Genomic DNA, 12,071 nt, shown 5'->3' on the forward strand with positions numbered 1-12,071 from the left:
AGGTCAGCCGCGCAGGGCGCGGGTGATCTCGCGCGAGATCTCGTCGAGGTCGTCGATGAGCCGGTCGACGACGGATGACGGCAGCTCGCCGCCTCGCGCGACGTGCGTCCTCAGGTCTCCCCGGATGCGGGCGCGGAACTCGGTGAGCGCCGCGTCGGCGCGACTCAGCTGGCCGCGACTGCGTCCGCGCGGGTCATCCGTCATGGTGCGCACCGATTCGGTGCTCGCGCGTTCGTCGACGCGGGCGGCGGCGAGGTCGGCGCGCAGGCTCTTCATCGCCTCGCGGACGCTGCCGCGCACCCCCTCGGCGATCAGTCGCACCGAGTCGCTGAGCCCCGCTTCGATCCCCTCGAGGTCGCCGGCGCGGGCGCGCACCTCGGCGCGGCCGGCGTCGGTGATCTCGTAGACGGTCTTTCGGCCGTCGACGGTCTTGGTCACCAGGCCCTCCTCTTCCAGCTTGGCCAGCCGCGGGTAGATGGTTCCCGCGCTGGGCGTGTAGGTGCCGCCCGTGCGATCGGCGAGGGCCTGCATCACGTCGTAGCCGTGGCGCGGCCCCTCGTCGAGGAGGTTCAGCAGGTACAGGCGCAGGTCGCCGTGCGAGAACACCGGCGTCATGACCAGTCCGCCTCGCGGCGCGTCTCGGCGCCCTCGACCTGAGCGGCGGGAGCCTCGGCGGGGGTCACGCGCGCCGCCCGGCGGAGCACGGTCAGATCTCCCGACACGGAGTTCGCGCGCACGTCGACGAACGAGCCGCTGAGTTCGCCCGTCGACCCGCTGTAGCCGGTCGGCCCGCGTCCCGAGCGCACGACGCCGTCGATCTGGATCCGGCCGCTGACGCTGCGCACGACGTAGTTGGCCGGCAGCGCCTCGTCGAGGCGGACGGTCGCATCGCCGCTGACGGTGTTGAGGTTCACGCTCTGCAGGTTGCCGGTCGAGTCGACCAGCATGGCGCCGGACGCCGTGTCGATCGTGGCCTTGCGCAGTTCGCCGGTGGCGGTCACATCGCCCGAGACGCTGTTGGCCGTGAGGCCGCCGACGAGCTCGCGCACCTGCACGTCGCCCGAGACCGCATTGGCCGTGAGGTTGCCGGTGTGGCCGTCGACGATGATGTCGCCCGACACGGTGTTGACGCGGGCGTCGTTGCGCAACCCCGTGATGAGCGCGCTCGCGCTGACGACACCGAGATTGAGCGCCACGGAACGGGGAACGGCGACGCTGATCTCGGCGCGCGGGCCGCCGGCGCCGAAGTTGCGGAACACCTCGAGGAAGTTGTCCCAGCGCAGCTGCGGGTGGTCGATCTCGACGGTGCTTCCCGCCGCGCCGTCGCCGGTGACTTCGATGCGGAGGTCTTTGACGGTGACCGAATGCACCTCGATGCGCGCACCGGGCTCGTCGTGGGCGACGACGTCGATCTGACCGCCGACGAGCCCGATCTTGAGCGCGGCGACGTGCTCGAGGTCGATGACGCGGGTTTCGCCCGGGTGGATTATCCACTTCTCCAGACTCATGACTCCTCCAAACTGCGAGACGCGATATATCTCGTTGATGGCCAGGCTAACACGATATATCGCGTTGCGCCAGGTTCGATGCACAGATCGACGCGGTCAGGAGTTGACCTTGACGCGACGTCAACCCGTACCGTCGGAGAAGAAGAAGGGAGGATGCCACGTGGACTGGCCCATTCAGCACATCGCCCGCATCGCGGGCACCACCAGCCGGACGCTCCGGCACTACCACGATGTGGGCCTGCTCCGCCCGACCCGGGTGGGTCCCAACGGCTATCGGTACTACGACAGCTCGGCGCTGGTGCGCCTGCAGCGCATCCTTCTGCTGCGAGAGCTCGGCCTCGGGCTCTCGCAGATCCGTGAGCTGCTCGATCGCGACACGACCGAAGCGGCGGCGCTGGAGAAGCATCTGGCGTGGCTGCGGGAGGAGCAGCGCCGACTGGTGCGGCAGGTCGCGTCGGTGCAGGCGACCATCGACGCACTGAGGGGAGGTGAAGAACTGATGGCAGAGAAGATGTTCGACGGGTTCGATCACACCCAGTACCGGGAAGAGGTCGAACAGCGCTGGGGCGCCGACGCGTACGAGCGGAGCGACCGCTGGTGGCGCGGGATGAGCGACGACGAGCGCGCTGACTGGAAGGCCCGGACGGCCGATCTCGCCCGCGACTGGGCCGAGGCTGCGGAAAGCGACCTCGACCCGCGGAGCGACGAGGCTCAGGCGCTTGCCGACCGCCACATCGCATGGCTCCGCAGCATTCCCGGGACTCCCGGCCACGGGTCTGCCGACGAGCTCGCACAGTACGTGCGGGGTCTGGCCGACATGTATGTCGACGACCCGCGGTTCGCGGCGAACTACGGCGGGACAGCGGGCGCGGAGTTCGTCCGCGCTGCGCTCCGGCACCGCGTGGACTCGACGGAGTGAGGTCTCCCGAACACAGAGAAGAAGGATGCCGCGGGCGTGAAGCCTGCGGCATCCTTCTCGTTCTTCCCGCGCTCTGTCCGTCGCGCGCGGGTGCGGGACGTCAGGTCCGGCGGCTGCCGGTGATGACGCGGAACAGGAAGGCGATCAGGGCGATGACGCCGACGATGAGCGCCACCCACAGCAGCCACTGCAGGGCGGAGTTCAGCCCGCCGACGATGGCAAGCACGATCGCGACCACGATGATGATGATCAGGGCGAGGTTCATGGGGCTCTCCTTGTCCGTAACCGGCGACCGGTGTCGGGTACGCCGGGTGCCACTCGGCACATTCACAGGTTCGCACTCTGCGCTTCGTGTCAGCAGGGGCTTGACGCTGCTTCCTGCGCGGTGTAGCGGCGATGTGCCGGAGTATCCCTGCCGGCCGGGGTTGTCAAGTCGCTGTGCACCCGCCGCCATCGTCCTAACGTCGGCGGTGTGGTCGCAGTGACGACCGAGCGGAAGGAGGCATCATGCCCCAGGGACGAGGCTCGTCGAGTCTGAAGGACCCCGACCTCTACGAAGAGCTCCGCAAGGACGGCGCGTCGAAGGAGAAGGCTGCGCGCATCTCCAACGCCGCCGCCCGTGACGGCCGCAAGACCGTCGGCCGCCGTGGCGGCGAGTCCGGCAGCTACGAAGACTGGACGGTCGCCGACCTCCGGGGTCGCGCGAAGGAGCTCGGGCTGTCGGGATACTCGAGTAAGAAGAAGGCGGAGCTCATCGCGATGCTCCGCGATCATTGAGTACGACGGCGGAAAGGCGACGCGTGGCGCGACTGGTGCGGGTGCGTCCCGGTGACGATCCCGGCTACCGCCGCGTGCGCTCGGGATCCAGCTTCCGCTACGTCGACGTGCATGGATCATCCGCTCCGGAGGAGGATCGCGAGCGCATCCACCAGCTGGTGATCCCTCCCGCCTGGCAGGACGTCTGGATCTCCAGCGAGCCGATGGGCCACATCCAGGCGGTGGGGGTGGACGAGGCGGGGAGGCGGCAGTACCTGTACCACCCGCAGTGGCGCGAGCGCCGCGACAGGGGGAAATTCGCGCGGGCGCTCACCCTCGCCGAGGCGCTCCCTCGCGCCAGGGCGAAGGCGACCACGGCGCTCCGACGCGACGATCTCAGCCGCGAGAAGGTGCTGGCGGTGTCGTTCCGTCTGCTCGACGAGGGTGCTCCGCGGATCGGCTCGGCCCGCTATCTCGAGCGTCACGGCAGTCGGGGTCTGACGACGCTCCAGCGCCGAGACGCATCGGTGGAGGATTCGGTCATCACGCTGTCGTTTCCGGCCAAGAGCGGGCAGCGCGCTCTCATCCGCATCGAGGACGAAGAGCTCGCGGCGGTGATCGAGGACCTCAGCGCCGGCCGCCCGCGCTCTGCGCTGCTGTCATACCAGCGCGGCCGGCGACGGGTGCCGCTGACCCCTGCCGATGTGAACAACCACGTCAGGGCGTTGACGGGTGGCCGCTTCACGGCCAAGGACTTCCGCACCCTGCGCGGTACGATCATGGCGGCCGAGGCCCTCGCCCGCATCGGCACCGTCGACACGGCGCGCGATCGCAAGCGCGCCGAGAAGCTCGCCGTGCGGGCCACCGCAGAAGCCCTCGGCAACACGCCGGCGGTCGCGCGCAGCAGCTACATCGACCCGAAGGTGTTCGCCCGCTACGATCGCGGCCGGCTGCTCGATTTGACGATCTCGCCCGAGTCGGCCATCCGCCAGCTGCTCAGCGGTCGCTGACACCGGCCGCCCCCCGGCTCGCGGCTGCAGGGCCAGTACTGTGGCCGGGTGGCCGCACGACCGCGCATCCGCTTCGATGTGCTCCTCGCCGTCATGGCCGGTGGGGCGCTGGGCGCAGGCCTGCGGGCGCTGCTGCTCCTCCCCGTCGCGGGCGGCGACCGCACCGGGGCCGTCGTCGTCACCCTCATCGAGAATGTCGTCGGCTCCCTCCTGCTCGGCATCGTCGTGGCGATCCTGGGCGATCGCGGGCCGCGATTGCGCGCCTTCGCCGGCACCGGCGTTCTGGGCGGCTTCACGACGTACAGCACGCTCGCTGTGCAGGCGGCGCAGCTGGCGGTGCCTCCGACGGTGGATGCCGCGGGGACGGCCGTCCTCCTCGCCGCGACCTCGCTTCTCCTCGGCCTCCTCGCCGCCGCGGCGGGGCTCGTGGTGGGACGGCGGATCACCGGCGCGCGCCCGGGCTCCGATGCCCCGCGGGAGGCGGAGTGACCGCCATCGATCCGCTCGCCTTCCTGCTGCTCGCCGTCGCCGGTGCCCTCGGGGCGGGCGCGCGCTACGTCGTCGACACCCTCGTGCAGCGCGCCTGGATGCGCACCTTCCCGCTCGGCATCTTCCTGGTGAACGTCACCGGGTCCTTCCTCCTCGGTCTCCTCACCGGCTCCGCGCTCGCGCTCGGCGACACTTTCGTCACCGTGATCGGGGTGGGCTTTCTCGGCGCGTACACGACCTTCAGCACCGTGTCGGTCGAGACGGTGCTTCTGATGGAGCGGCGTCGATGGCGGCTCGCACTCGGGAACGTCGTCGGAACGCTGATGGTCGGTGTCGCCGCTGCGGGGCTGGGCCTTCTCGTCGGCTCGGTGCTCTCAGCCTGAGGTCCTCCCTCGGATGAGATACTGAGGCGGCCGATACACTCCCGTATCGACGCGCCGGCGACTCCGCCACAGCAGCAGCACAGCATGGAGCGCCGGGTCGCGGCATCCGGTGTCCCTGCAGAAAGCAGCTCATGTCGAACCTCGCCGTCCTGAGTCTGAAGAACCGCGCGCTCATCGCCCTCATCACGATCGTGGCGGCGCTGTTCGGCGGCATCGCCTTGAACAGCCTCAAGCAGGAACTCATCCCCTCGATCGAGTTCCCCACGCTGATCGTCGTCTCGACGTACCCCGGCGCGTCTCCCGAGGTGGTCAACACCGATGTGTCCACCCCGATCGAGACCGCCATCCAGGCGGTTCCGGGCTTGGAGTCCACCACGGCGACGAGCACGACGAACGCGTCGGTCGTGCAGGCATCCTTCACCTACGGCACTGATCTGGCCACCGCCGAGCAGAAGATCACTCAGGCGATCAACCGCATCGAGAGCCAGCTGCCCGACGGTCTCGACCCCAACGTGCTGAGCGCCAGCATCGACGACTTCCCCGTCATCCAGCTCGCCGTGACCGGCTTCGACGACGAGGAGACCATCCAGTCGCAGCTCGAGGCGAGTGTGGTTCCCGAGCTCGAAGACGTCGAGGGTGTCAACACCGCCCAGATCGTCGGCGGCACGGGGCAGCGCATCAGCATCACGCCCGACCAGGCCGCGCTCGCCGCCGCAGGTTTCAGCCAGCAGGCGATCCGCGACGCGCTCGACCAGAACGGCGTGCTCTTCCCCGGTGGCGAGATCACCGAGAACGACGAGACCCTCACGGTGCAGACCGGTGTGAAGCTCGGCTCGGTCGACGACATCGCCGCCCTCCCCCTCGTTCCCACCGACGCCGCGCAGTTCGGAGCCGGGACGGTCACGATCGGCGACGTCGCGACCGTGGAGCAGGCCGAGGACCCGGTGACGAGCATCTCGCGGGTGGACGGTGAGCCGGCGCTCACGATCGCGGTCACGAAGCTCCCCGCGGCCAACACCGTCGAGGTGTCGCAGGGTGTGCTCGCCGCCCTTCCCGACCTCGAGGACGCCATCGGTGGGGCGGAATTCACCGTCGTCTTCGACCAGGCGCCCTACATCCAGAAGTCGATCGAGACGCTCGCCGTCGAGGGCACCCTCGGTCTCGTCTTCGCCGTCCTCGTCATCCTGGTCTTCCTGCTGTCGGTCCGCGCGACGATCGTCACCGCGATCTCGATCCCCACGAGCGTCCTCCTGACGTTCATCGGCCTGCAGGGTTTCGGGTACTCGCTGAACATCCTGACCCTCGGCGCACTCACGATCGCGATCGGACGCGTCGTCGACGACTCGATCGTCGTCATCGAGAACATCAAGCGCCACTACGTCGGGGACGCCGACAAGAAGACTGCGATCCTCCTCGGCGTCCGCGAGGTCTCGACCGCGATCACCGCGTCGACGATCACGACCGTGGCGGTGTTCCTCCCCATCGCCTTCGTCGGCGACGTCACCGGCGAGCTGTTCCGCCCGTTCGCTCTGACGACGACGATCGCCCTGCTGGCGTCGCTGTTCGTGGCCCTCACCATCGTGCCGGTGCTGGCGTACTGGTTCCTGAGGCCCGGGAAGCCCATCCTCGATGAGGAGGGCCGCGCGATCGACCCCGAAGACCCGGCGGCTCCCCCGAGCCGCCTGCAGAAGGCCTATCTGCCGATCCTCCGCTGGACCCTCCGCCACTCGTGGGCGACCCTGCTCGTCGCCGTGCTGGTGCTCGGCGGCACGATCGCGGCGATCCCCTTCATGAAGACGAACTTCCTCGGCGACTCGGGGCAGAACACCTTCACGATGACCCAGAGCATCGGGCCCGCTCCCAGCCTCGAGGCCGAGAGCGCTGCGGCCGAGGAGGTCGAGGCGATCCTCACCGACATCGACGGCATCGAGACCGTGCAGGTCTCGATCGGCTCGAGCGGATCGCCGCTGCAGGATGCCTTCGCCGGCGGCGGCACCGGCATCACCTACTCCATCACCACCGCCGACGACGTCGACCAGGTGGCCCTTCGCGAGGAGGTTCAGCAGCAGGTGTCCGAGCTCGAGGGCGCCGGCGAGATCACCGTCTCGGCGGCGCAGGGCGGCTTCGGCTCGACCGACATCGAGATCGACGTCACCGCGCCCGATGCGACGACTCTGCAGGAGGCGACCGATGCCGTCGTCGCCGGCCTCGACGGCCGGGAGGGAATCGGACAGGTGTCGAACAACCTCTCCTCGTCGCTGCCGTTTATCGCCGTCACCGTCGACCGCGACGCCGCAGCCGGGATCGGCCTCTCGGAGGTCGCGGTCGGAGGCATCGTCTCGGCCGCCATGCAGCCGCAGTCGGTGGGCACGGTCGAGATCGACGGCACGTCGCTGACGGTCTACCTCACCGCCGCCGACACCCCGCTCACGATCGACGAGCTCCGGCAGCTGCAGGTCCCCGCCGCCGCCGGACCGATCCCGCTCGAGCAGATCGCCACCGTCGAGGAGTCGGCAGGCCCTGCGTCGATCACCACCGAGCGCGGGCAGCGCACCGCCACGGTCACCGTGACCCCCTCGACCGACGACCTCAACGTCGCCTCGGCGGCCGTCACCGAGGCGCTCGCCGAGGTCGATCTGCCCACCGGCGCCGACGCGGAACTCGGCGGCGTCGTGTCCGAGCAGCAGGACGCCTTCACCCAGCTGGGCCTGGCGCTCCTCGCTGCGATCCTCATCGTCTACATCGTGATGGTCGCGACCTTCAAGTCGCTGCGCCAGCCGCTGGAGCTGTTGATCTCGGTGCCCTTCGCCGCGACCGGTGCCATCCTGCTGCTCGTCGTCACCGGCATCCCGCTCGGAGTGCCGTCGCTCATCGGCGTGCTGATGCTCATCGGCATCGTCGTGACGAACGCCATCGTGCTCATCGACCTGGTGAACCAGTACCGGGAGAAGGGGCTGTCGTCGCACGACGCGACGATCGCGGGTGGCTCGCGCAGGCTCCGGCCGATCCTCATGACCGCGCTCGCGACCATCTTCGCCCTCACTCCGATGGCGCTCGGCATCACCGGCAGCGGCGGGTTCATCTCGCAGCCGCTGGCGGTGGTCGTGATCGGTGGACTCATCTCGTCGACGGTGCTGACGCTCCTCGTCCTGCCGACGCTGTACAACCTGATCGAGGGTGCGAAGGAGCGTCGCGAGGCGCGCCGCGAGCGCGAGGGTGCACCCGCTCGCGCCGAGGGTGCACTCGTTCCCGCCGGGGGCGCGCTCCCCGAGGCGACGGGTCTCACCCGTCGTCAGCTGCGTCAGCAGGCCGGCGTCGCGACCGGCGCCATCGCAGTGGCCGTGCCGCTCATCGAGGAGGCTCCCGATGTCGAGACGCCGACAGCGGGGGAGGAGGATGCCGCCGAGGCCGAGGTCGTCCTCGAGGAGACCACCGTGCCCGACGACCTGCCGATGATCGAGCAGGACCCCGACATCGAGACTCCGATGCCTCCGGAGGAGTCGCTGGAGGAGGCGTCGCCTACGGGTGGGTCGGACGACGACGGCTCAGCTGCCGCTGACGCGCCGGCACCGGACGAAGGCGAGCCGGCTGCTGAGGTCGCCGCAGCGGGGCCGTCGTCAGAAGCGGGAACGCCGGAAGGCGCATCGCCTGACGACGCGTCACTCGACGGGGAAGCCGACGCCGAGGGGGGCGACCCGCGCTGACGAGCGCCGGCCGGCCGTGGCGGCGGGCGGTGACCGCCGTCCCGGCGGGCGTCGAGCCGGGTGCGGCGATCGCGGTGCGACGTGCCGCCGCGGCATCCGTCCGAGCCGTCGTCGTGGTGACGTCATGGTGCGCGCTGACGGGCGCGCGGTAGGCGAGCGCTCTCGGGAGAACGCCGAGCCAGACGAGCATCAGCGAGAACGCCACGATCTCGAACAGGGCGAGCGTGATGAACCCGGCGGTGAGGATCACCATGCCGCTCGCGAGGATCACGACGCAGAGGATCGTGAATCGACGGAACGCGCGGTGGCGTCCGCGGATGCCGAGGCTCGACGCGACCATCGTGAGGAACGACAGCCCGAGTCCCGACGCCGCGAGGTCGTGGAGGACGACGCTGACGGGGATCGGGATCATCCCGACCACGGTGAGGTGAAGCCCCGCGGACACGACCGAGCCGCGGAAGATCCGGCGGGTGCGGCGACCCACGCCGTGGGGGAGGGCGACCGACAGGAGCACGCCGTAGGCGGCGAGGAAGAAGCCCGAGAAGAGCACGGTGGAGTTGAACAGCTTGCTCGATACTGTGCCGAAGGTGCCGAGCTGGGAGAAGTGCAGGTGCCACCAATCGGGATCGGTGGTGGTGAGGATCGCCAGGAGCACGCCGATCGGCAGCGAGGAGATCGCGACGGTGCCGAAGCGGTGGACGCGCGGGAGGGAAACGGGGGACGTCGGAAGCGCGACGGTGAGCGCAGAGGGGGAGGGAGCCGTGGCCGGAAGGGTCGCGGTGGTCATTCTGCTCACGTTCGGTCGGGCGACGACAGCGTACCGAGGTCGGTTGTGCCCAACCGCTCCTCCGGGAGGTCGACGCGAGTAAGGAAAGGAGGATCCCCCGGGCCAAGCGGTTCCAGCCCGTTGGTGTGAATGGTAGCGCGTACAGGTGACAAGCGGACACGCCGACGATCGGAGCTCTCACAGGCTGGGACGGTACGGTGGGGGTGTCGGGCTGAGGACACCGCCAGGTTGTGACGGCTTCTGTGAGTTCTCAAGGCCGATTCCCGCGCCCTCTGCCATCGCGAGCCGGCGCTTCACATCACAGGAATGGCCCCCGGCCGGCGTTTGCCCGGGTTGCTCGAGCATGTCCTCGAGCGCTGTTCTCGTGCGAGCACGAAAGACCTCATCATGAGCCCGAAGAACAAGAAGCCTGCCGGCGGACGTCCGGCACGCAACTACGACCCGCGCTACGCCGCGGGCTCCAGCTACCAGGACCGCAAGCGGCGTCCCGCCGACGGTGCGGGCGCCGGAGGCTCCGGCGCGAAGGCCGGAAGCCGCAGCCCCGGACACCGCGGCTACCGCGCGAACGACGGTGCGGTCGACGGTCGCCATGGCGGTTCGCGCGAATGGGTGGCCCGAGAGGCGAGCGAGCCGAAGCGCCGCTGGAGCGCGCAGGAGAAGGCCGGTCGCGACGAGGCTCGCGCGATCCGGTCGCAGGCGCGCGGCGACCGTGGCGCGTACGGCCGCCAGGGTGACGACCGTCCCGCCCGTCGTCACGAGGGCGGCGACCGTCCCCGTCGGTTCGAGGACCGTCCTGCACGCGGCGGTGACGACCGTTCCCCGCGTCGGTTCGAGGGTGGCGACCGTCCGCAGCGTCCGTTCCAGGATCGTCCCGCGCGCGGCGGCGACGACCGCCCCGCGCGTCGATTCGAGGGCGGCGACCGTCCCCAGCGCCGGTTCGAGGACGACCGCCCGCAGCGCCGGTTCGACGATCGCTCTCCCCGGCGGGACGACGCGCGTCCCGCACGCCGGTTCGATGACCGTCCTGCACGCGGCGGCGACGACCGTCCCGCGCGCCGGTTCGAGGGTGGCGACCGTCCCCAGCGCCGGTTCGAGGACGACCGCCCGCAGCGCCGCACCGACGACCGCCCGCAGCGCCGGTTCGACGACCGTCCCACCCGCTGGGACCAGGACCGCCCCGCCCGTCGCGACGACCGTCCCACGCGCTCGGCGCACGCCGAGGCGGAGCTCGATGTCGTCCACGAGCGCCTGCAGGCCGAGGCCGTCGAGGCGCACGAGGACGAGAACATCGGCTTCGGCGACCTCGGTCTCGGTCAGAACCTCGTGACCCGCCTGGAAGAGCTCGGCGCCTCGTCGCCGTTCCCGATCCAGGCGGCGACCATCCGCCCGATCATCGAGGGACGCGACGTGCTCGCGCGCGGTCGCACCGGTTCGGGCAAGACCATCGCCTTCGGCGCCCCCCTGGTCGAGGCGATCCTGCGCGCGCAGGCCGGACAGCGTCGCCAGCAGGGCCGCGCGCCCCAGGCGCTGATCCTCGCGCCGACCCGCGAGCTCGCCCTGCAGATCGACCGCACCGTGCAGGCGCTGGCGCGCAGCGTGGGTCTGTTCACCACCCAGATCTACGGCGGCGTGCCCCAGGCTCGCCAGGTGGGAGCGCTGCGCAAGGGAGTCGACATCATCGTCGGCACGCCCGGCCGCATCGAAGACCTGGTCGAGCAGGGCAAGCTCGACCTCTCGCAGGTGAAGATCGCCGTCCTCGACGAGGCCGACCACATGTGCGAGCTGGGCTTCCTCGAGCCGGTGCAGCGGATCCTCCGCCTGACCGCCGAGGGGTCGCAGAAGCTCCTCTTCTCCGCCACCCTCGACCGTGAGGTCGCCGCCCTTGTCGACGAGTTCCTCGTCGAGCCGGCCGTCTACGAGGTCGCCGGCGAAGATCAGGACTCCAGCACCATCGAGCATCGGGTGCTCGTGATCGACCACCGCGACAAGGCGGAGATCGTCACTTCCCTCGCCGACCGCGACGGCAAGACCCTCATCTTCGCCCGCACCCGCGCTTACGCGGAGATGCTCGCCGAGCAGCTGGACGACGCGGGGATTCCCGCGCTGGCGCTGCACGGCGACCTGAATCAGGGCAAGCGCACGCGCAACCTCGAGCGCCTCACCTCGGGGCGGGTGCGGGTGCTCGTCGCCACCGACGTCGCCGCACGCGGCATCCATGTCGACGACATCGATCTCGTCGTCCAGGCCGACGCGCCCGATGAGTACAAGACGTACCTGCACCGCTCGGGCCGTACAGGCCGCGCGGGTCGTGCGGGCACTGTCGTGACCCTGGTCACCCGCCAGCGTCGTCGCCGCATGACGGAACTGCTCAGCCGCGCCGAGATCGAGGCGCCCTTCGACGATGCGCGTCCCGGCGACGAGATCGTCGAGGCCCTCGCCGGTCGCCCGACCGTCGCCGACCTCACCTCCTGAGGGTTCGCCCTTCCGCCGAGAAACCACTGTTGCGCCGAGACCC

Annotated in this window: 10 protein-coding genes and 1 pseudogene; 7 read left to right on the forward strand and 4 right to left on the reverse strand. The window is 70.1% G+C overall.

The features are described 5' to 3' along the window. Positions 1-3: 3 nt before the first annotated feature. Both HDC37_RS15470 and HDC37_RS15475 read right to left on the reverse strand, forming a co-directional pair. Positions 4-615 (reverse strand): PadR family transcriptional regulator, encoded by a 612-nt coding sequence (locus tag HDC37_RS15470; RefSeq protein ID WP_179561267.1) that lies wholly within the window; start codon positions 613-615, stop codon positions 4-6. Continuing rightward, entirely contained in the window at positions 612-1,508 is an 897-nt protein-coding gene (locus HDC37_RS15475; protein ID WP_179561268.1) for a DUF4097 family beta strand repeat-containing protein, read from the reverse strand. Before HDC37_RS15475 ends, HDC37_RS15470 begins: the two co-directional genes overlap by 4 nt. A 160-nt stretch (positions 1,509-1,668) precedes the next feature. Here HDC37_RS15475 and HDC37_RS15480 point away from each other — a divergent pair, with 160 nt between their 5' ends. Beyond that, positions 1,669-2,427 (forward strand): MerR family transcriptional regulator, encoded by a 759-nt coding sequence (locus tag HDC37_RS15480; protein WP_308472246.1) that lies wholly within the window; start codon positions 1,669-1,671, stop codon positions 2,425-2,427. 100 nt (positions 2,428-2,527) lie between these two features. On the opposite strand, the gene HDC37_RS15485 is transcribed toward HDC37_RS15480, so the two are convergent. Next, a complete protein-coding gene (locus HDC37_RS15485) occupies positions 2,528-2,692 on the reverse strand; it encodes a hypothetical protein (protein WP_164478137.1) in 165 nt (54 codons plus the stop codon). 242 nt (positions 2,693-2,934) lie between these two features. On the opposite strand from HDC37_RS15485, the gene HDC37_RS15490 reads away from it, so the two are divergent. The 5 genes from HDC37_RS15490 to HDC37_RS15510 all read left to right on the forward strand — a co-directional run bounded on the left by HDC37_RS15490 (position 2,935) and on the right by HDC37_RS15510 (position 8,769). Further along, entirely contained in the window at positions 2,935-3,204 is a 270-nt protein-coding gene (locus HDC37_RS15490) for an SAP domain-containing protein (protein WP_179561270.1), read from the forward strand. 23 nt (positions 3,205-3,227) lie between these two features. After that, positions 3,228-4,193, forward strand: coding sequence for a DNA topoisomerase IB (locus HDC37_RS15495; protein WP_179561271.1), 966 nt, complete (start codon positions 3,228-3,230; stop codon positions 4,191-4,193). A gap of 48 nt (positions 4,194-4,241) precedes the next feature. Beyond that, entirely contained in the window at positions 4,242-4,682 is a 441-nt protein-coding gene (locus HDC37_RS15500; protein ID WP_308472247.1) for a CrcB family protein, read from the forward strand. Then, positions 4,679-5,065 (forward strand): CrcB family protein, encoded by a 387-nt coding sequence (locus HDC37_RS15505; protein WP_308472248.1) that lies wholly within the window; start codon positions 4,679-4,681, stop codon positions 5,063-5,065. The genes HDC37_RS15500 and HDC37_RS15505 overlap by 4 nt, the downstream gene beginning before the upstream one ends. Positions 5,066-5,196: 131 nt before the next feature. Further along, the gene (locus HDC37_RS15510; RefSeq protein WP_257021538.1) at positions 5,197-8,769 is read left to right on the forward strand and encodes an efflux RND transporter permease subunit; all 3,573 of its coding nucleotides are present in this window, start codon (positions 5,197-5,199) and stop codon (positions 8,767-8,769) included. A 178-nt stretch (positions 8,770-8,947) separates the two neighbouring features. On the opposite strand, the pseudogene HDC37_RS17340 reads toward HDC37_RS15510, so the two are convergent. Beyond that, a pseudogene (locus HDC37_RS17340) lies at positions 8,948-9,556 on the reverse strand (DUF998 domain-containing protein); the annotation flags it as partial. 387 nt (positions 9,557-9,943) lie between these two features. Between HDC37_RS17340 and HDC37_RS15520 the strand changes: the two are divergent. Continuing rightward, positions 9,944-12,028, forward strand: coding sequence for a DEAD/DEAH box helicase (locus HDC37_RS15520; RefSeq protein WP_179561273.1), 2,085 nt, complete (start codon positions 9,944-9,946; stop codon positions 12,026-12,028). Positions 12,029-12,071 lie beyond the last annotated feature (43 nt).

Source organism: Microbacterium sp. AK009, assembly GCF_013410955.1.
In the GTDB taxonomy this organism is placed as follows: domain Bacteria; phylum Actinomycetota; class Actinomycetes; order Actinomycetales; family Microbacteriaceae; genus Microbacterium.